At 67.9% G+C, this 19,696-nt stretch carries 20 protein-coding genes, 1 tRNA gene and 1 pseudogene; 16 read left to right on the top strand and 6 right to left on the bottom strand.

Going from position 1 to position 19,696, the window contains the following annotated elements:
- Window positions 1-66: 66 nt before the first annotated feature.
- Entirely contained in the window at window positions 67-1,824 is a 1,758-nt protein-coding gene (locus F1640_RS11510; protein WP_125954439.1) for a fatty acyl-AMP ligase, read from the bottom strand.
- A gap of 146 nt (window positions 1,825-1,970) precedes the next feature.
- Between F1640_RS11510 and F1640_RS11505 the strand changes: the two genes are divergently transcribed.
- The 4 genes and pseudogenes from F1640_RS11505 to F1640_RS25805 form a co-directional block, all read left to right on the top strand.
- Window positions 1,971-2,546, top strand: coding sequence for a regulatory protein RecX (locus tag F1640_RS11505; protein ID WP_194919280.1), 576 nt, complete (start codon window positions 1,971-1,973; stop codon window positions 2,544-2,546).
- Window positions 2,530-3,033, top strand: a complete 504-nt coding sequence (locus F1640_RS11500; protein ID WP_194919279.1) for a DUF192 domain-containing protein — start codon at window positions 2,530-2,532, stop codon at window positions 3,031-3,033. Before F1640_RS11505 ends, F1640_RS11500 begins: the two co-directional genes overlap by 17 nt.
- A 143-nt stretch (window positions 3,034-3,176) precedes the next feature.
- Window positions 3,177-3,587 carry an NADH:ubiquinone oxidoreductase subunit NDUFA12 gene (locus F1640_RS11495; RefSeq protein WP_194919276.1) on the top strand — a complete coding sequence of 137 codons (411 nt, stop codon included), beginning with the start codon at window positions 3,177-3,179 and terminating at the stop codon, window positions 3,585-3,587.
- Window positions 3,588-3,603: 16 nt separating this feature from the next.
- Window positions 3,604-4,023 (top strand): annotated as a pseudogene (locus tag F1640_RS25805) (DUF2155 domain-containing protein); the annotation flags it as partial.
- Between the two features lie 35 nt (window positions 4,024-4,058).
- On the opposite strand, the gene aat reads toward F1640_RS25805, so the two are convergent.
- Window positions 4,059-4,877 (bottom strand): leucyl/phenylalanyl-tRNA--protein transferase, encoded by an 819-nt coding sequence (aat, locus tag F1640_RS11485; protein ID WP_194919275.1) that lies wholly within the window; start codon window positions 4,875-4,877, stop codon window positions 4,059-4,061.
- Between the two features lie 69 nt (window positions 4,878-4,946).
- Here aat and F1640_RS11480 point away from each other — a divergent pair.
- From F1640_RS11480 to F1640_RS11445, 8 genes are all read left to right on the top strand, one after another.
- Window positions 4,947-5,022, top strand: a tRNA-Trp gene (locus F1640_RS11480).
- Between the two features lie 339 nt (window positions 5,023-5,361).
- Entirely contained in the window at window positions 5,362-5,556 is a 195-nt protein-coding gene (gene secE / locus F1640_RS11475; RefSeq protein ID WP_124809669.1) for a preprotein translocase subunit SecE, read from the top strand.
- A 47-nt stretch (window positions 5,557-5,603) separates the two neighbouring features.
- Window positions 5,604-6,140, top strand: a complete 537-nt coding sequence (gene nusG, locus F1640_RS11470) for a transcription termination/antitermination protein NusG (protein ID WP_124809668.1) — start codon at window positions 5,604-5,606, stop codon at window positions 6,138-6,140.
- Between the two features lie 70 nt (window positions 6,141-6,210).
- On the top strand, window positions 6,211-7,536 hold the full coding sequence (locus F1640_RS11465; RefSeq protein WP_255530351.1) for a M20/M25/M40 family metallo-hydrolase: 1,326 nt from the start codon (window positions 6,211-6,213) through the stop codon (window positions 7,534-7,536).
- Window positions 7,537-7,711: 175 nt separating this feature from the next.
- Window positions 7,712-8,143 (top strand): 50S ribosomal protein L11, encoded by a 432-nt coding sequence (rplK, locus tag F1640_RS11460; RefSeq protein ID WP_124809667.1) that lies wholly within the window; start codon window positions 7,712-7,714, stop codon window positions 8,141-8,143.
- A gap of 4 nt (window positions 8,144-8,147) precedes the next feature.
- A complete protein-coding gene (rplA, locus tag F1640_RS11455; protein WP_124809666.1) occupies window positions 8,148-8,849 on the top strand; it encodes a 50S ribosomal protein L1 in 702 nt (233 codons plus the stop codon).
- Between the two features lie 63 nt (window positions 8,850-8,912).
- Window positions 8,913-9,326, top strand: coding sequence for a hypothetical protein (locus F1640_RS25265; protein ID WP_255530350.1), 414 nt, complete (start codon window positions 8,913-8,915; stop codon window positions 9,324-9,326).
- A 153-nt stretch (window positions 9,327-9,479) separates the two neighbouring features.
- Window positions 9,480-10,805: an alginate export family protein gene (locus F1640_RS11445; RefSeq protein ID WP_255530349.1), complete on the top strand. Its 1,326-nt coding sequence runs from the start codon at window positions 9,480-9,482 to the stop codon at window positions 10,803-10,805.
- Here the strand turns inward: F1640_RS11445 and F1640_RS11440 are convergent.
- The 3 genes from F1640_RS11440 to F1640_RS11430 all read right to left on the bottom strand — a co-directional run bounded on the left by F1640_RS11440 (window position 10,789) and on the right by F1640_RS11430 (window position 13,752).
- Window positions 10,789-11,355, bottom strand: a complete 567-nt coding sequence (locus tag F1640_RS11440; protein WP_194919270.1) for a hypothetical protein — start codon at window positions 11,353-11,355, stop codon at window positions 10,789-10,791. The two genes, F1640_RS11445 and F1640_RS11440, sit on opposite strands and share 17 nt — an antisense overlap.
- Window positions 11,352-12,113: a molybdopterin-binding protein gene (locus F1640_RS11435; RefSeq protein WP_194919268.1), complete on the bottom strand. Its 762-nt coding sequence runs from the start codon at window positions 12,111-12,113 to the stop codon at window positions 11,352-11,354. Before F1640_RS11435 ends, F1640_RS11440 begins: the two co-directional genes overlap by 4 nt.
- A gap of 91 nt (window positions 12,114-12,204) precedes the next feature.
- Complete coding sequence (locus tag F1640_RS11430) at window positions 12,205-13,752, bottom strand: NAD(P)/FAD-dependent oxidoreductase (RefSeq protein ID WP_194919266.1); 1,548 nt, start codon at window positions 13,750-13,752, stop codon at window positions 12,205-12,207.
- A 161-nt stretch (window positions 13,753-13,913) separates the two neighbouring features.
- On the opposite strand from F1640_RS11430, the gene F1640_RS11425 reads away from it, so the two are divergent.
- Entirely contained in the window at window positions 13,914-14,888 is a 975-nt protein-coding gene (locus F1640_RS11425; protein WP_124809661.1) for a magnesium and cobalt transport protein CorA, read from the top strand.
- A 270-nt stretch (window positions 14,889-15,158) separates the two neighbouring features.
- Here F1640_RS11425 and F1640_RS11420 read toward each other — a convergent pair whose 3' ends face one another.
- Window positions 15,159-15,989, bottom strand: a complete 831-nt coding sequence (locus F1640_RS11420; RefSeq protein ID WP_125954433.1) for a TorF family putative porin — start codon at window positions 15,987-15,989, stop codon at window positions 15,159-15,161.
- A gap of 294 nt (window positions 15,990-16,283) precedes the next feature.
- Between F1640_RS11420 and F1640_RS11415 the strand changes: the two genes are divergently transcribed.
- From F1640_RS11415 to F1640_RS11405, 3 genes are all read left to right on the top strand, one after another.
- Window positions 16,284-16,931: a DUF47 domain-containing protein gene (locus F1640_RS11415; protein ID WP_124809659.1), complete on the top strand. Its 648-nt coding sequence runs from the start codon at window positions 16,284-16,286 to the stop codon at window positions 16,929-16,931.
- Window positions 16,932-16,954: 23 nt separating this feature from the next.
- Entirely contained in the window at window positions 16,955-17,953 is a 999-nt protein-coding gene (locus F1640_RS11410) for an inorganic phosphate transporter (protein WP_124809658.1), read from the top strand.
- Window positions 17,954-18,063: 110 nt separating this feature from the next.
- Window positions 18,064-19,611, top strand: coding sequence for a hypothetical protein (locus tag F1640_RS11405; protein ID WP_194919264.1), 1,548 nt, complete (start codon window positions 18,064-18,066; stop codon window positions 19,609-19,611).
- Window positions 19,612-19,696: the final 85 nt, after the last annotated feature.

Below are 19,696 nucleotides of genomic sequence, written 5' to 3'. Positions count from 1 at the left end.
GCGCAAGCCTCGCTCCCCTCCCGCTTGCGGGAGGGGTTGGGGGTGGGAACCCCTCGCTTCCAGCCCTCAGGCCGCCAACCGGTAAGGTTCGATCTCGCCCGCCAGATAGAGCTTCTTGGCCTTGGCGCGGCTGAGCTTGCCGGAGCTGGTGCGCGGCAGGGTGCGCGGGGGGACGAGTTCCACCACGCAGTTCATGCCGGTGATCGAGCGGACCTTCTCGCGGATCTGGTCGCGCAGCTTCACCCGCTCCACCGGGTCGGAGACGCGGCAGTGGACCAGCACCGCCGGCGCTTCCTCACCATTCTCGGTTTCCACCGAGAAGGCGGCGATATCGCCCTGGTGGAAGCCCGGCAGCTGCTCCACCGCCCATTCGATGTCCTGCGGCCAGTGGTTCTTGCCGTTGATGATGATCATGTCCTTGGCGCGGCCAACGATGAACAGGTAGCCCTCGGCATTGAGGTAGCCCATGTCACCGGTATCGAGCCAGCCATCGACCAGGCAGGCATCGGTCGATTCGGGATCGCGGAAATAGCTGTGCATCACCGACGAGCCGCGGCACCACACCTTGCCGATGTGATGGTGCGCCAGCGCACCGCCGTTTTCGCCGCGAATCGCGATGTCCATGCCCTTCACCGGCACGCCGCAATTGACGATGGCGCGGTAGCGCGCGGGGCGCGACAAGTCGCGCGGGCAGCCGGACAGGCGCTCTTCCTCGACCAGTTCCACGCGGATGCCTTCGCCCGGCGGCATGATCGTCACCGCCAGCGTCGCTTCGGCGAGGCCGTAGCTGGGCAGGAAGGCGCTGGCCTTGAACCCGGCCTCGGCGAAGGCGTTGACGAAGTTCTGCATCACGTCGGGCCGGATCATGTCCGCGCCGTTGCCCGCCACGCGCCAGCGCGACAGGTCGAAGCGTTCGGACACGTGGCTCTGGCTGGAAATGCGGCGGGCGCAGATGTCATAGCCGAAGGTGGGCGAATAGGAGAGCGTGGTGCCCGGATTGCGGCTGATGAGATCGAGCCACGCAAGCGGGCGCCGCGCGAAGTCCTCGGTCTTGAGGTAGTCCACCGAAACCTGGTTGGCGATCGGCGACAGGAAGCAGCCGACCAGCCCCATGTCGTGATACCACGGCAGCCACGAGATGCAGCGGTCGGGCGTGGTGATGCCCATGCCGTGTGCGTGGCCGGCCAGGTTCGCCAGCAGCGCGCGGTGCGTCACCGCCACGCCGTGCGGGAAACGCGTCGAGCCGCTCGAATACTGGAGATAGCAGATCGCGTCGGGATCGGCCGGCGGCAGCGGCTGGTCCGAAACCGGGCCGGCGTGGAATTCGTCCCACGACAGGCCCTTGCAGCCCTGCCGCGCGGCGGCCTCGCCGGCCATGGCCGCGATTTCGCCCGGGAACAGCAGCATCAGCGGGTCCGAGCTGGCGAGCTGGACCGCGAGCTGGTCGATATAGCTGTCCTTGCCGCCGAAGCTGGTCGGCAGCGGCAGCGGCACCGGCCAGGCGCCGGCATAGATCGTGCCGCAGAACAGCGCCGCGAAATCGGGGCCGGTTTCGGCGACCAGCGCGATCCGGTCGCCCGGCTTCACGCCCATGGCCAGCAGCCGGCCGGCCGCCGCCAGCGCGTCGGCGCGCAGTTCGGCGTAAGGGTAGGGGCGGGTCAGCGTGCCACGCGGATCGTGGAAATTGAGGCCCTTCTCGCCCTGCGCGACATAGTCCAGCGCATCGCAGAAGGTGTCGAAATCGGAATAGCGGCGCGGCAATGCATCGTCGTTCGGCGTGGGAACGAGAGCCGCCTTCTCCACAACGGCGTCCGTAACGGTCATGCGATACCCCGGTTTCTCTGTCTTTTTCCTGCCGGGCGTTTCTGCTCCGGCAGGTGAACGGCCCATGACTGTGTCCCGGTTCCCCTGCGCGGGGTACGGGTGCGGACGTTCTCATTTAATCCTGACTGTGGCACGAATGTGGCGCGATGAATCCGCAAGGTGTTCCAGACCGGCGCAAACGGCCGCCCAAACCGCTCGATCCGGCGCGGATGGAGGAGATGGCGCTCGCCTATGTCGCGCGCTTCGCCACCAGCGCGGGCAAGCTCGCCGCCTATCTGGCGCGCAAGCTGCGCGAACGCGGCTGGGATGGCGCCAGCCCGCCCGACGTGGACGGGCTGGTCGCGCGGTTCGTGCGCGCGGGCTATGTCGACGATGCCGGCTATGCGCGGGCGAAGGCGCAGGGCCTGCTGCGGCGCGGCTATGGCGCGCGGCGGATCGACCAGGCGCTGGGGCACGCGGGCATTGCCGAGGACATGCGCGCGGAGGCGCGCGGATCGGAGCGCGATCGCCGCCACGCCGCGCTGGTCATGGCGCGCAAGCGGCGCTTCGGCCCGTGGGGCGAAGATCGGGGAACGGATGGACCGAAGATCGATCCGGCCCGGCGCGAACGGCAGGTCGCCGCGCTGCTGCGCGCCGGGCACCCCCTTGCATACGCGCGCCGACTGGTCGATGAGCCTAGCATCGAGGCAGCGGAAGAATGGGTCGATGAAATTCTGGATTAAGACCGCCGCACTGGCGTGCACCGTGGCCGTGATCGGCTGCTCCCCCGTTGCGGCCGATACGGGCGGAAAAAGCGCCGCGCGGCCCGCTGCCACGGCGCCGGCGACGCATCCGGTTTCGGGCCTGCCGGTCGTCACGCTCACGGTCAACGGGGCCAAAGGACCGCACACCTTCCGCGTCGAAGTGGCCCGCACCAGTGAGGAGCAGGCGCAGGGCCTGATGTTCCGCACCGCGATGGGCGCGGACGAAGGCATGATCTTCCCGATGGACCCGCCGCGCGACGCCGCGTTCTGGATGAAGAACACGGTCATCCCGCTCGACATCATCTTCATCGGCCCGGACCGGCGCATTCTCAACATCGCCGCCAATGCGGTGCCTTATGACCTGACCTCGCTGCCCTCGGACGGCATCGCCGCGGGCGTGCTCGAACTGAACGGCGGCCGCGCGGCGGAACTGGGAATCAAACCGGGCGACAAGGTGGAGTGGTAGGGTCAGGCCGCCGCCCGGTTCCGACGATGGCCGTTTCGACCATTTGCCGTGGGGGCAAGCCGTGAAAAGGGGCCTATCCCGGCTTGCGGAATCCCCCCCTCAGGGGCTAAGCGGCCCCCACCCTCGCGAAAGATGACGGCACCATGAGCTTTCTCGGCAAGATCTTCACCTGGTGGGACGGCGCCACCATCGGCTCCCTGCTCGACAGTTCGCTGAAGGGCGAGCTGGTGGGCACCGACGCGCAGGGCAACAAGTACTACCGCTCGCGCAAGCCCTATCCCGCCGGCCATCCGCGCGCGGGCGAGGAACGCCGCTGGGTGATCTACGATGGCGCCAACGATGCCAGCCGCGTGCCCGCCGAATGGCATGGCTGGCTCCACGGCGGCTTCGACGGCGTGCCCGAAAGCAATCTGCCGCCGCCGCGCATCTGGGAAGCGGACTACACGCCCAACGCCACCGGCACCGCGCTGGCCTATCGGCCGCAGGGCGCGCTGGAACGCGGCGGCAAGCGCGCGCCCGCGACCGGCGACTACGAAGCCTGGTCTCCGGAATAAGCGCCGTCCGGCCCCGATGAACCGTCTTTCCCGGCCGCTGCTTCCGCTTGCCGCCTGCGCGGCGCTGGCGGGTCTTGGCGGGTGCCAGCGCCAGCCCGAAGCCGCGCCCCCGCCCGAAGCGACCGAAACCGGCGCGCCGGCGGCGGCTGGATCGGGCGGTGTGGTCGAAAGCGAATACGGCACGCCGGTCAAGGACCGCGTCGCCACGCTGGGCTTCCTCAACAAGCGCAACAACATCACGCAGGTGCTGGTGATGAAGACGGGCGAATCGCGCCGCATCGGCAACGCGATCGTCAAGCTGGCCACCTGCGAGCGCACCGCGCCGTGGGAAGACCCGCAGGAAACCGGCGCCTTCGTCCAGCTGTTCGTGGAAGAGCGCGCGACCACCCAGGAAAAGCTGGCGTGGCACAAGATCTTTTCGGGCTGGCTGTTCAAGAACTCGCCCTCGCTCAACGTCGTCGAGCACCCGGCCTATGACGTGTGGGTCAAGGACTGCGCGATGAAGTTCCCCGGCGAGGAAGACGATCCCGCCTCCGCCAGCAGCGCGGCAAAGCCCGCGGGCAAGCCGAGCACCGCGCCGGCGCCGGCCACGGCACCATCCCCGGCCGCAACGCCCGCCGCTCCCAAGCCTGCCGCCCCCAAGCCCGCCACCCCGAAGCCGGCCACTCCGAAACCGTCTGGCGCCAGCACCGACGAGTGAGGCCGCTGCGCGTGGCGCAGCATGTCGAGGTATCGTTCCTGCGGAATTTCGACCGCGCCCAGCGAGGCCAGGTGCGGCGTGGTGAACTGGCAATCGAGCAATTCCGCGCCCGATCGCCGCAGGGCCGCCACCAGCCAGGCCAGCGCCACCTTGGACGCGTCGTTCATCCGGCTGAACATGCTTTCGCCGCAGAACACGCGGGCGAAGCCCACGCCATAGAGCCCGCCAACCAGCCGTCCGTCGGCCCAGGTCTCGATCGAATGGGCGTGTCCGACCGCGTGCAGCTTGCGGTAGCTTTCGCGGATACGCCGGCTGATCCAGCTTTCCTCCGCATCCGGGCGCGGCGCGGCGCAGGCGTCGATCACCGAATCGAACGCGGCGTTGCACGTCACCGTGAACCGCCCGCGCCGCAGCGTGCGCGCCAGCGAGCGGGACAGGTGGAACCCGTCGAGCGGCAGGATCGCCCGCATGCGCGGCTCCACCCAGAACACCTCGGGATCGTCGCGACTGTCCGCCATCGGGAAAATTCCCGCGCGATAGGCCTTGAGCAGCAGCTCGGGCGGGATGATCGGTTCGTCGGGCGGCGTCATCGTCGTCGAAATGTCTTTGAGTCGGTTGCACTCGCGCCGTCAACCCACTAAGGGCGCTTTTCCGAGCACAGGAGTGTAGCTCAGTTGGTAGAGCATCGGTCTCCAAAACCGAGGGCCGCGGGTTCGAATCCTGCCACTCCTGCCATCCTCTCCGCCCCGGCGTAGAGAGGTTTTCGTTTCCTTTCAGGCTTATGCGTCCGCATGGGCGACGCGCGCGACCCGTTCCCTACCGGTCCCGCGGCACGGCGGCGAAGGGGCCGGACCGGATGCAATCGCGCCGCCGGCAAACCGCCGCCCGCCGCCCCGCGAATCGTCGCGATCCGCCACCGCTCTCGCCGCTCTTGCCAATCCGCCGGCTTGCGCCTAGATATCGGCCATCTTCCGACATCGGAAACATCGCCTGCCCCTCCCGGACCTGTCCGGGGCGGCGATGTCCCCTAGGCGGAAGACAGGATTTCATCAGGTAGCGAAAGCGGCAAGGATCATGGCGAAGACCAGCCCCGGCGAATTCATCAACCAGGTACGCGCGGAAGCGCGCAAGGTGGTCTGGCCGACGCGGCAGGAAACCACCACCACCGCGATCTTCGTCGGCATCATGATGCTGATCCTGGCGGTGTTCTTCCTCGGTATCGACAGCCTGTTCGGCTTCGTCGTGCGCTGGCTGCTCTCGCAGGCCTGAAGCCTGCCGCCTCCCTTCGGCACCTGACAAGACTTCAAGGATTTTCCATGGCTCGCTGGTACATCATCCACGCCTATTCCGGTTTCGAAAACAAGGTGCGCGATTCGATCCTCGCCGAAGCGGAACGGATCGGCCTGTCGCAACTGGTCGAGGCGGTGGAAGTGCCGACCGAAACCGTGACCGAGGTGAAGCGCGGCAAGAAGGTGCAGGTCGAACGTAAGTTCATGCCCGGCTACGTGCTGGCCAAGCTGGCGATGAACGACGACATCTACCACCTCGTCAAGAACACGCCCAAGGTCACCGGTTTCCTCGGCACCAACAACAAGCCGCAGCCGATTTCCGACAAGGAAGCCGCCCGCTACTTCGGCGCGCGCGAACAGGCCGCCGCCGAACCGCGCAAGAACGTGGCAGTCGATTACGAGATCGGCGATTCGGTCAAGGTCAACGCCGGCCCGTTCGCCTCGTTCAACGGCACGGTGGAAGAACTCGATTTCGAAAAGCAGCGCGTGAAGGTGGCCGTGTCGATCTTCGGCCGCGCCACGCCGGTCGAACTGGCGTTTGAGGAAGTCGAACTGGTCAAGTAATTCCACGGACGCGCCGGCAGGCCGGACCGGCGCGCTTTCGCCGCGCGCTGGCCGCTGACCGGAGAGTCCGTTGCTGACCACCCTGATCCTCGCGCTGGCGGCAGCATCCGCGCCGGTCGCGGAAAGCGCCGCACCACGCCGGCCTGCCCCCGTTCCCGCTTCCGCCGCCAAAGCGCCCGGGGAACTGGCCAGAGAACTTGAACGCCTGCTGGTCTCGCCCCGGTTCGCCGCCGCGCGGGAGGCGTTGCGCGCGGATCATGCCCGGCTGGTCGACGATATCGTCACCCTGACCGAAATTCCCGCGCCGCCGTTCGGCGAGGAGGCGCGCGGCCACGCCATGGCCGCGATGATGCGCGCGGGCGGCCTGCCCGATGCGGCAATCGACGGCATCGGCAACGTCATCGCCACGCGCCGGGGCACGACGCCCGCGCTTGCGCCGCTGATCGTGGCCGCGCATCTCGATACCGTGTTCCCGGCCGGCACCGACGTGAAAGTCCGCCGCGAAGGCACCCGCCTGATGGCGCCCGGCATCGGCGACGATACTCTGGGCCTGGCGGTGATGCTGGCGATGGTCCGCGCCATGGACAAGGCCGGCATCCGCACCGAACGCGATATCGTGTTCATCGCCAACGTGGGCGAGGAAGGGCCGGGCGATCTGCGCGGGATGCGCCATTTCTTCGCGCAGGACCCGCGCGCGAAACAGGCGGCCGGGTTCATCACCATCGATGGCGCGGGCGCGGGCTGGATCACCACGCGCGGAGTGGGATCGCGGCGCTGGCGCCTGGTGTTCGACGGACCGGGCGGGCACAGCTTCGACAAGTTCGGCATCGTCAACCCGCTGGCGGCGCTGGCGCGCACCGTGACCGGGCTTTACGGCATCCCTGTGCCCGCGCAGCCGCGCACCACTTATTCCGCCAGCGTCGTGGGTGGCGGCACCTCGGTCAACACGATCCCGGCGCAAGTCTTCCTCGATGTCGACATCCGCTCCGAATCGCCGGCGGAAATCGACCGCATCGATACCGCGCTCCATGCCATCGCCACGGCGGCGGTGGACGAGGAGAACCGCGCCCGATCGACCGACGGCGGCCGGATCGCCGTGACCTTCAAGCCGATCGGCAATCGCCCCGCCGGCACCACGCCCGAAACCGCGCCGCTTGCGGTGATCGCGGCAACGGCGGCGCGGGCGGAGGGGTTCGCGCCGCACTTCGAGCCCCTGTCGACCGATGCCAACGTGCCGATGAACCTCGGGATTCCGGCCATCGCCATTGGCGCGGGCGGTGATGGCGGCGGTGCGCACGCGCCGAGCGAATGGATCGACGTGGCCGAAGACGCCAGCGTGCGCGGCGCGGCGGCTGCCATGGCGACGGTGCTGGGGGCCGCCAACGCGCTGCCGTGAAGCGCGGCATGCCGCGTCCCCACCCCGAATCCCCTTGCATTTCGCGCCATTTGCGCTAGGTGCGCGCGCTTCCGGGCATCCGGAAATCCGTGCGGAAGAGGGTTCGCCCTCGTCTGACCGCTCACTCTGAGGAGCCGGAACTTCCGGTCTCCGACAGGAAGAAAGGAGGCCAGCAATGGCCAAGAAAATCGAAGGTTACATCAAGCTGCAGGTCGCCGCCGGCGATGCCAAGCCTGCACCGCCGATCGGCCCGGCCCTGGGCCAGCGCGGCGTGAACATCATGGAATTCTGCAAGCAGTTCAACGCTGCCACGCAGGAACTCGAAAAGGGCATGCCGCTTCCGACCATCATCACGGTCTATGCGGATCGCTCGTTCACGTTCGTCACCAAGACGCCGCCGGCAACCTACCTGATCAAGAAGGCCATCGGTCTCAAGTCCGGCTCGAAGACGCCGGGCAAGGAATCGGCCGGCACGATCAAGCGCTCGCAGCTCGCCGAAATCGCCCAGGCCAAGATGCAGGACCTGAACGCGAACGACATCGACGCGGCGACGAAGATCATTGAAGGCTCCGCGCGCGCGATGGGCCTGCAGGTTGTGGAGGGCTGATCCCATGGTGAACCTGACCAAGAAGCAGAAGTCGCTCACGGAAAAGCTGGGCGACAACCAGAAGCTCTATGGCGTTGACGAAGCGATCCAGCTTCTCAAGGACCTCCAGAGCGCCAAGTTCGACCAGACGCTCGAAGTCGCGCTGAACCTCGGCGTCGATCCGCGCCACGCCGACCAGATGGTTCGTGGCATGGTCACGCTGCCCTCGGGCACCGGCAAGGACGTGAAGGTCGCCGTGTTCGCCCGTGGCGACAAGGCCGAAGCCGCTCTCGCCGCCGGCGCCGACAAGGTGGGTGCGGAAGACCTGCTCGAAGACATGCAGGCCGGCAACCTCGACTACGGTCGCGTCATCGCCACGCCCGACATGATGGGCATCGTCGGCCGCCTCGGCAAGGTGCTCGGCCCCAAGGGCCTGATGCCGAACCCGAAGCTCGGCACCGTCACGCCGAACGTTGCCGAAGCGGTCAAGGCTGCCAAGGGCGGCCAGATCGAATTCCGCGTCGAAAAGGCCGGCATCATCCACGGCGGCATCGGCAAGCTCTCGTTCTCGAACGAAGCGCTGCGCGCCAACTTCGACGCGTTCGTCGATGCGATCGTCAAGGCGAAGCCGGCTGGCGCCAAGGGCAAGTACGTCCGCAAGGTCGGCCTGTCCTCGTCGATGGGCCCGGGCCTCAAGATCGACGTCGCGCAGGTGCACGGCGGCTGATTTCCGGCCGATCCTGACCAATCGCGAAAAAGGCCGGGGGGCACGTCTCCCCGGCCTTTTTTCGTGGCGATCATAGTATCCGCCACCGATGGCGCGCTGCCCACCCCCAACCCCTCCCGCAAGCGGGAGGGGAGCGAGACTTGCGTCGCCGCAGACGGCGTTAGTCGCAGCGGGGTGGGCCGCCTGCGCGTTACATTGGCAAACGACGCCACGGCTTTTTTCGCAAGCGCGCTATCCTTGCCGGCGGCGCTGGTGCAGGAGGCGCGCATGGCCGACGATCCGCTTCGCAGCAATCCGCCTTCCGACCCGGCCGGCAATCCCGTGCGGCGCGCCCGCGCCATGGTGGAGGCTGAAGTACCCCCTGCCCGGCGCGGCCCCGGCTGGGACCGGCACTGGCGCGAACTGGAAGCCTATGTCGAGGCGCAGGCGGGCGTCTGGACCGGCGCCGGGGAAGATCCGTTCGCCCGGGACGATTGATCTTTCGGCAGATTGACCGGCTGACCGCCCCCGCTCTAACGCGCGCTATCGCGAATCGCGCGATGCGGGAGGGGCCGCGCGTTGGGGATCACACTGTCCGGAAGGACCAGGCCGCTGTGGCGGCGAGCGTCCACCGCCTCCATGGCTATCGCGATGACGGCGTCCGTGACGGCACCCGCACGCGCGGCGGAAGCGGATGACGGTCTGCGCGTAACCGGCAACGTGCGCTTGCGCGTGGAGGCGATCGACGGTCAGGCGCGCCCCGGCTTCGACAGCAGCGATACGCTGGTCAACCTGCGCACGCAGGTGCTGGCGCAATATCGCAGCGGGTCGTTTCGCGTGGTCACCGAAATCCACGACAGCCGCGTGTGGAACGCCGATCCGGGCACCCCCGTGACCACCAGCGAAGTGAACACGCTGGAACCGGTGCAGGCCTTCGTCGGCTACGATCTGGGGCCTGTACTGGGGCCGGGCACCAAGGTTTCGGTGCAGGGCGGGCGCTTCACCCTGGCGCTGGGATCGCGCCGACTGATCGCGGCCGACGAATACCGCAACACGGTCAACAGCAATACCGGCGTGCGCGTGGACATCGCCGGGCGGCGCGGCTTGCAGGCCACGCTGATCTATGCCCTGCCGGCGATGCGCCTGCCCGACGATGCGGCATCGCTGCGCAGCGGCAAGGTGGAGCTGGACCGCGAAAGCTTCGACGCGGTGCTGTGGGGCGGGATCGTCAGCCGCTCCGTCTCGCGCGCGGGCGCGGCGGTCCCGGTCACGGCTGAGCTGGGCTTCTTCCATTTCGGCGAACGCGACGCCCCCGGCCGTCCTACCCGCGACCGGTCGCTGAGCACGGCGAGCGCGCGCGCGATCGCCGATCCGCGCCCCGGCCATGCCGATGGCGAGGCGGAGGTGATGGTCCAGTGGGGGCACACCCGCACCTCGCTGGCCGCCACCGCGCCCGAATTGCCGGTGCGCGCCACGTTCTTCCATGCCGATGCGGGTTACACGTTCGCCGGCCCGTGGCGCCCGCGCCTGTCGATCGAGTTCGACTATGCCAGCGGCGCGGGCAGTGGTGGCCGCTATGGCCGTTTCGATACGCTGTTCGGGATGCGGCGCGGCGATTTCGCGCCTTCAGGCATCTACAACGCGGTCACGCGCGCCAATATAATGACGCCCGGAATCCGGCTGGAAACCGCGTCCGACCGGCGGCTGGACCTGCTGGCGACCTATCATCCGATGTGGCTGGCCGACTCGCGCGACAGTTTCGCCACCACTGGCGTGCGCGATGCCAGCGGCCGGTCGGGCTCCTTCGCCGGGCACCAGTTCGACGCGCGGCTGCGCTACTGGCTGCTGCCGCGCCATCTGCGGCTGGAACTGGATGGCGTGCTGCTGGCCAAGGGCCGCTTTCTGACCGACGCGCCCAACGCGCCGCCGGGGCGGACCACGCGCTACGTCTCGTTCAACCTCAGCGCGCTGTTCTGACCGGCGCCAGATTGGCGCGGGTGTAGCATTCCACGACCAGGCTGATCGCGGTTCCCCCACCCAGACGCAAGACCGCGCGGTGCGACAGGACCGTACCGGCAGGGCATTCCGCCGCCCGCCCACGCCGCGCCTCCAGCCGTTCGCGCCGGAACCCGAGCGGCATGACGACTTTGCCGAACGGCATGTCGGTCGTCTCCAGCGTGCGGTTCATCGCGGGCGTCAGCCGCGCCGGCACGTACCAGTTGCGCGCATCGGACAGCACGGTTCCACCACAGGCCAGGCGGACATGGCGATAGGCGACCGGCTCGTCCGCCGTCACCCCCAGCGCCTTGCGCACGGCGGGCGATGGCGCATCGCGCGCATCCCGGTCCGCCATGGCGCGGATCGTCGCCGGTTGCGCGATACCGCGCGCCGCGCACCATTCGCCCAGCGCCTGCGTCGCGCTGTCGCGCGCGGCCAGCGTGGCTTCGAAACGGTGCAGCGTGGGGGAGCATCCCGCCATCGACGCCGCCGCCAGCACGGCCACGGCGCCCGCGCGGCGAACGGTCAAATGCCGCCTGCCACCGCTTCCCGCCCGGTCGCTTCCAGCCCGGCGATCAGCGCCGCCGCGCAGGCTTCGAGCTGCGCGGTATCGGTCGACCGGATCACGAAGTTCGCGCCCACCCGGCCTTCGCGGAAGAACGGATAGCTGCCGATCTGGCACCCGTCGAACGCTCTATCGGTCTTGCTGAGAAGCTCGGCGATCTCGCTTTCGGGAACCCAGCAGCCGATCGTTGCCGATTGCAGCGGCAGCCCGCCTTCCAGCGTGCCCGTCAGCCCGTCGAGCATCTGCGCGGTGATGTGCGGCACCCCGGCCATCAGGAACACGTTGCCGATGCGGATGCCCGGCGCGCCCGACATGCGGTTCTCGATCAGGTTCGCCCCCGCCGGCACGCGCGCCATGCGCAGCCGGCCCTCGTTCAGCCCGCCGCGGGTGGCGTAATAATCCTCCAGCACCTTGCGCGCATCGGGGTGGATTTCCACGTCCACGCCCAGCGCCTGCGCCACCGCGTCCACGGTGATGTCGTCGTGCGTGGGGCCGATGCCGCCGGTGGTGAACAGATAGTCGTTGCGCGCGCGCAGCGTGTTCACCGCCTCCACGATCGCATCCATCACATCGGGCACCACGCGCACTTCGCGCAGGCGAATGCCCTGCACGCCCAGCCAGGTGGCGATCTGCGCGATGTTCTTGTCCTGCGTGCGGCCAGACAGGATTTCGTCGCCGATCACGATCAGCGCGGCGGTCCAGATGCGGGTTTCGTTGGTCATCGGGAAGAACCGATACCGCAAACCCGCGCCAGTGCAAGCGTGCCCCGGCCGCGATGCCCCAAAGGCCGCGCGGGTCCGGAGCCGACGATCGCTATTCGGCCGCTTCGAGCTGGGGCTGCGCCTGCGCCGCCGGCTGCGCGCGGCCGAGCGCCAGGATGCCGTCCTCGATCGGCGAGGCCTTCATCCACGCCTTGTCGTAAACGTAATCCTGGTTGAGCCGCCAGGGCAGCGCGGCCGCGCTCTTGGGCATGATAGTCAGCGCGCGCTGGAGATAGCCCGACGAGAAATCGAACACGTTGTCCTCGACCAGCCCGTGATCGGCCGCCAGCACCGGCGTCGCCACGTGCGCGCTCTTTGCCTTCATCGTGTTGAGCAAACGGCAGGCGTAATCGGAAATGAGGTCCGCGCGCAGCGTCCACGAGGCGTTGAGATAGCCGAACACCGCCACCAGGTTGGGCACATTCGAGAACATGCAGCCCTTGTAGTAGAAATGGTCGGCGAAGTTCATCGGCACGCCATCAAGGCTCAGCGCGATCTTGCCGCCCATGGTCAGGCGCAGGCCGGTGGCCGTGATGATCACGTCGGCATCGAGATGGCGGCCGGACTTGAGCTGGATGCCGGTGGCGTCGAAGCGGTCGATGTGATCGGTCACGATATCGGCCTTGCCCGCCTTGATCGCCTCGAACATGTCGGCATCGGGCACCAGGCACAGGCGCTGGTCCCACGGATCGTAGGGCGGGGTGAAGGTCTTGGCATCGTACTTGTCGCCGAGCGCCGCCTTGATCTTCTTGGTCAGGTAGTCCTTGACCTTTTCCGGCTGGCTGCGGGCGCGCTTGAACACCAGGTTCTGCAGCCGCACGTTCTTGAAGCGGGTGATCGCATAGGCGACCTTTTCCGGCAGGATGCGGCGCAACGCGTTGGCCAGGGCATCGCGCGCAGGGCGGATCGCGTACCACGTCGGCGTGCGCTGCAGCATGGTGACGTGCGCGGCCTTGTGCGTCATCGACGGCACGATCGTCACCGCCGTCGCGCCCGAACCGATCACCACCACGCGCTTGCCCGCGTAATCGAGATCGCGCGGCCAGAACTGCGGATGGATGATCGTGCCCCTGAAGTCCTCGCGGCCGGCGAACTGCGCATCATGCGGGGTGTCGTAATCGTAATAGCCCGAACCCAGGTACAGCAGCCGGGCGGTCACGCTCCGGCGGGTGCCCGCCTCGTCCTCGGTCTTCACCGTCCACAGCGCCCGCGCGCTGTCCCAGTCGGCGGACAGCACCTTGGTGCCGAAGCGGATATGCCGGCGGATGCCGCGCTCGTCGGCGATGCGGTTCAGGTAGTCGAGGATGGCCGGGCCATCCGCGATCGATTTCTCGTGCTTCCACGGTTCGAAGATGAAGCCCAGCGTGTGCATGTCGCTGTCGGAACGGATGCCGGGGTAGCGGAACAGATCCCAGGTGCCGCCGATCTGTTCGCGCCGCTCGAGGATGGCATAGCTGCTGCCGGGGCACATCATCTGCATGTGCGCGGCCATGCCGATGCCCGAAAGGCCGGCACCGACGATCGCCACGTCGACGTCCGGCGTCGCGCTGGTCGCCGGTCTTTCCGTCTGCCCTTCCGGCTTCAACGCGGCTGCACCCATGATTCCAAACCCCTCCAGTTTCTGATTGCAACCGAACCTATCGCAATCCCCGCGAATTGCCAGCCCGATTCGCGCCTTCAGCGGCTTGCCGACTCGGCCCGCCGCGATGGACCAGCCCGGGGCGATTGCGCGCGACTGCGGGCTTTGCCACAAGCAGGCCCATGCCGATCATTGCGTCCCGCCGCTACAGCCAGGGCCAGGCCCACGAAGTCGACATCGTGCTCGATGGCGTGCCACGCGCGCCGCTGCCGCCCCAGACGTTCGACTGGATCGGCCTGTGCGAACCGACCGTGGAGGAGATGGAGCGGGTGCGCCGGCAATACGGGCTGCATCCGCTGGCGGTGGAAGATGCGCTCAATCCGCGCCAGCTGCCCAAGGTGGAGGCCTACGGAAAGCAGCTGTTCGCAGTGGCGCGCACGGCAAGCCTGCACGATGGCGAGATCATCTCCTATGGCCAGACCGCGTTCTTCCTGGGGGCCGACTTCATCATCTCGGTGCGCTTCGGCAGCACGCGCGCGCACCTGACGCTGCGCCAGGAACTGGAGGCCAGCGCCGAACGGCTCGCCGAAGGGCCGGACTACGTGCTGCACGCCATTCTCGATTTTATCGTCGATGGCTACCAGCCGATCACCGATGGGCTGGAAGACGTGGCGCAGGACATGGAGGAGGCGGCGATCGAAACCTTCCCCGGCCCGGCCACGATCCGCCGCATTTTCCGCCTGCGCCGCCAGTTGCGCCGGTTCGAACGGGTGATCGGGCCGATGCAGGAAATGTGCGCGCGGCTGGTCGAGGCGGACCTGCCGACGATCGATCCGGCGGCGCGCATCTGGTTCCGCGATGTGCTGGACCATGTGCACCGTGCGCTGACGCGGGTGCGCGGCGTCAAGGAAACGCTGGCGGCGATCGTCGAGACCGCCAGCCTGCTGGAACAGCACCGCCAGGGCGAGATGACCCGCCAGCTCGCCGCCTGGGCCGCGATCCTGGCGGTGCCCACCGCGATTGCCGGCATCTATGGCATGAACTTCGAATATATCCCCGAGCTGAAATGGCGCTTCGGCTATTTCCTGGTCTGGAGCGTGATCCTCTCGGTCTGCGGCGGGCTCTGGTATCGTTTCAAGCGGATCGGCTGGCTGTGATTTTCAGAATGCTGCATTCTTTTTCACTATGCTGAAAATATCGATCAGGAAAAGACGATCTGCGCGCTGCTACCGAGAGGGTGGTCCCACCCCCAGCCCCTCCCGCAAGCGGGAGGGGAGCGAGACTTGCGCCGCCGCAGGAGGCGTTAGTCGCAGCGGGGTGGGCTTCCCACGCGCCGCATTTGCTGACGTACCAAAAAAAGGCCGCCGCCCCGATGAGGGGGCAGGCGGCAGGCTCATGCATGCGGAAAAAGTCCGATCGTCAGGCGGTCAGAAGGCAACGGTGCCCGAAACCACCACCGCCGCGCCGGCGATCGAGGAGCCGTTCTTGGTCTGCGAGAAGTTCGGCTGGAGGTAGAGCGCTTCCTTGTTGCTGATGTCGGTATCGACATAGGCCACGCCCAGCACCACCGGGCCGACCGCCACATCGGCGCCCAGCATCCAGTCGGCATACTTGCCCGTGGGCGCGACCGAGGTGCCGTTGGGACCAAGGCCGGCGTTGCCGTCCGAATAGCCGACATGCGCCTTCAGCGTGACCGGGGTGTTGGGGATCGCCGCGCTGGCGTCGGTCCAGACGTAGAGGTTGTCCGACTTGGCGCCCGGCGCATCGGGCACGCCGGTGGCGTAGGACGCCCCGCTCAGATACCAGCGGCCCAGCGATTCCTGCTTGGGCGCATAGGCAACGCCCGCCAGCAGGCTGACCGGGCCGACGGTGCCCGAAAGCTTGACGTAAGGCTCGGCGAAGTCGGTCTTGTCCGCGCCGCCCGGATACATGTACCAGGTCAGGCCCACGTCCACCGTGACGCCACCGATCGGCATCTTGTAGCCGCCGTAGATGTCCAGTTCGGTGTTGGAACCGCCGAAGGTGCCCCAGCCCGAAAGGTTGGAGGCCCAAGTGCCGACATAGAGGCCGCTTTCGTGCGACACGGTCAGACCGGCCTGCACGGCCAGCGCGCGGTCACTCTGCGACACGCCACGGAAGCGATAGTCCGAAACGATGGCGGCAGACCCGGAAACGGTAATGGGCTTGGGGGCTTCCTGGGCCAGCGCGGGGACCGAGAAAGCAAGCGCGGCAACCGCCGCCGCGACACGATAGAACATTGGAACGTCCTCCCTGGACTTGTCTTGGGAACGTTCCGCCTGCGTCCGCCGCGCGCTGCCACTCTGTCTGGTGTGGGGCCGCTTCACGCCGGAAACGTTGGGATAGGCAGCCATTTTTGCCCCCATTTTGCCTTCGTGTAAGGAAACATTGCTGGCTCGCGCGCCGCCGCGCCGGTGGACAATATGGCACGTTCATATTGAGAGAGGCGGGCAACTCTCCTAGTGCGCGCGACGAGCACCGCGCGCAGACCGCGATTCGCTCCAGGGACAGAACTTTTTACGGAAGCGATAGCGATGTTCGGCTGGTTCCAGCGCCTCCTGCCCAAGTCCGGCGATTTCTTCGACATGTTCGAACGCCACGCCGCAACGCTCGTGGCCGCCGCCGAGGCGCTCTCGCGCCTGACCCGTTCGGAAGGCAATGCGGCGGAATACATCGCCACGATCCGCAAGCGCGAGCACGAGGCGGACGATATCATCCGCGAAGTGCTCTACACCGTGCGCCGCACGTTCCTGACGCCGTTCGATCGCGGCGCGATCACCTCGCTGATCGCCGCCATGGACGATACGATCGACGAAATGCAGGCCGCCGCATCGGCCATCGAGCTTTACGAAGTCGCGAAGTTCGAGCCGGAAATGCAGGCCATGGCCGACAAGATCGTCGAAGCCTGCGACCTCATCGCGGAAGCGATGCCGCTGCTGCGCGACGTGGAACGCAACGGCGCGCGCCTGCACCAGTTGACGGAGCGCATCGTCAAGCTGGAAGGCGCAGTGGACCTTGTTCACCAGGCGGGGCTGAAGGCCAACTTCATCACCCGGCGCGGCGATGGCGATCTGGTCGCCTTCATCGTCTCGCGCGAAATATACAAGCACCTCGAAAAGATCGCCGACGCGTTCGAGGATGTCGCGAACGAGATCGACGCCCTCGTCATCGACCACGCCTGATCGGCCGGCCGGGAACGCGCACCATGCACGAAATCGCCTTTCCGCTGCTGGTCGGCCTCATCGCGCTGGCGCTGGCCTTCGATTTCCTCAACGGGTTGCATGACGCGGCCAACTCCATCGCCACGGTGGTTTCCACGCGGCTGCTTTCGCCGGTACAGGCGGTTCTGTTCGCCGCCGTCGGCAATTTCGTGGCCTACTGGATGGTGGGCCTGCACGTCGCCGAAACGGTGGGCAAGGGCATCATCGACAAGGACGTGGTGACGCCGGCGGTGGTGTTCGGCGCGCTGATCGGCGCGATGTTCTGGAACGTGCTGACCTGGGTGAAGGGCATTCCCTCCTCGTCCAGCCACGCGCTGATCGGCGGCCTGCTGGGCGCGGGCATCATGCATGGCGGGTTCGGCGCAGTGGAAAGCTCGGGCACCAGCAAGACGATCGTCGCGATCTTCCTGTCGCCGATGATCGGCTTCGCGCTGGCCATGCTGATGGTGCTGATCACCAGCTGGCTGTTCCGCGGATACCAGCCGCGCCGGGCGGAGCGCGTGTTCAAGTCGCTCCACCTGGTCAGCAGCGCGGCCTATTCGATCAGCCACGGCGGCAACGACGCGCAGAAGACGATGGGGATCATCGCGGTGCTGCTCTATTCCACGGGCACGCTGAAAGGCGAATTCCACGTGCCCGAATGGGTCGTGATCGCCTGCTACGCCGCGATTTCGCTGGGCACGCTCTCGGGCGGCTGGAAGATCATCCAGACGATGGGCAGCAAACTGACCCAGCTCAATCATCACACCGGCTTCTGCGCCTCCACCGCCGGCTCGATCGTGGTGTTCGGCGCCAGTGCCATGGGCATTCCGGTCTCGACCACGCACGCCATCACCGGCTCCGTCGTCGGCACCGGCGCGGCCCGCCGCGCCAGCGCGGTGCGCTGGGGCGTGGCGACGCGCGTGGTCGTGGCGTGGTTCATCACCATTCCCGCCAGCGCCGCCGTGGGCGCCGCGTTCTACCTGCTCACCCGCCTGTTCTGAACGGCGGGCTGTTCTGAGCATAGGCCCGTTCGGGCTTTGACAGCCGGCTTCCCGCGCGACACTCTGCGTCGGTGCGCGGTTTGGCGCGCGGCAACAGGGGCACGGAGCATATGGCGGTTCGCGCAGGTTTTCGCGCACTGATGGCAGGCGCGGGGCTGGCGGCCACGGCCCTTTCCCCGCTTGCCACCCCCGCCCGCGCCGCGACCCCGGCGGAAAAGATCGCGGCGATGGACGACGCCGCGCTGTTCGACCGGTTCGGCAAGGAAGTGGTCAAGCTCGGCAAGCCTTCGGTCTGCGAGGCCGTGCCCTATACCGACGAGATGGCGCGGCGGCGTCCGGCGCAGCGGCTGATGGCCATTGCCGCGCTGCTCCGTTCCAACTGCGCGCTGTTCCAGGACCGCTATCCCGATGCGCTGCGCGAGGGGGAGGAGGCCGAAGGGCTGGGGTTCGGCCGCGACGGGGACGAGTTGCGCGTGCTGGTCGATTTCCTCACCATGCAGGCCGCCCTGCGCGCGGGCAACGGCGATGCCTATGCCGAGCACCTTGGCCATGTCGCGGCGCGCGGCAACGCCGCGGAGTTCGCCGGCCTGCAGCGGCCCGCCGTCTTCGTCGGCCTGCGCACGGCCGCCATCGGCAACGAGGATCGCGCGGTGCTGGCGCTGGCCCGGTCGCCGGCGTTTCCGTCTCTCACCCCCGAGATGCGCGGCTCCGTGGCGGCCAAGGCGCTGCGGCCGGCACTGGCGGCGGACGATCGCGCCGTTGCGGACATGCTGGTGGGCGAGCTGCGCTTCCCGAAGACCGCCCTCGGTATGCTGGTGGATCGCGATTACGAAAGCGGCTGGCCCATGCTGGCCCTTCGCGTCGGCCCTCATGCGCAGACGATGCTGCAGCAAGGCGTGGAGACCGCCACCGCCGATCTCGCCAAGGCGCCGGAAGACCGCACGGTGCTGTCGCGCCTGGTCGGTGCGCTGGTCGATGCCGGCCGGTTCGACGAGGCGATTGCGGCGGCGCAGCGGATCGATCACACCGACAAGGGGCTGCGCAAGGCGGGCGAGTACGACGGCTGGATCATCAATGCCGAGGTCCAGGCGCTCGACGCGCTGGGCCGCACGGCCGAGGCGGACGCGCTGTTTGACCGGCTGACCGCCCTGCCCTGGCGCGAGCGCGGCTGGATGGTCAATTTCGCCATCAACCGCGCCGAACGGCTGGTGCGCCACGGGGCGTGGGACCGGGCGGTGCTGGCGTCCGCGCTCGCCACCGAAGTCGCCAACGCGCAGGGTTCGCCCTATGCCCGGCTGTCCGCATCGGCGCAACGCCTCTGCGCGACGCACCACGCGCAGCCCGGTCAGGACCAGCGCCTTCTGCGCGAGGCGATCTACGCCCATTGGCAGGACTCGGTTGATGCGGCGGTACAGGCGGCGCAGTGCCTGGGCGATGATGCGGCGGGACGGCAGTTCCTGAAGGACGGCCTCGCCGATGCGAAGATGCGTTCCGACGTGCTCGCGCTGCTCCAGCCGGAAGGCGTGGATATCGTGAGCGATCCGGCCAACACCGCGCCCCACGCGCGCGCGCTGATGGAGACCGACGCCGATCTGCGCGCGGCCTACGATCGCGCCGGCCGCGATCTTCCGGAAGACCTGCGGCCGGCGCGGCGCTGACACCGAAAGTTCGCGCCCCCGGGGGGGAGGCATAAAAAGGGCGTGGGATTTCCGGGCATTGCCCCTTGGCAAAGCCTGCCGCGAT

The sequence above is a fragment of the Novosphingobium sp. NBM11 genome, from assembly GCF_015390225.1.
In the GTDB taxonomy this organism is placed as follows: domain Bacteria; phylum Pseudomonadota; class Alphaproteobacteria; order Sphingomonadales; family Sphingomonadaceae; genus Novosphingobium.
This window is presented reverse-complemented; position numbering and strand designations above follow the sequence as displayed.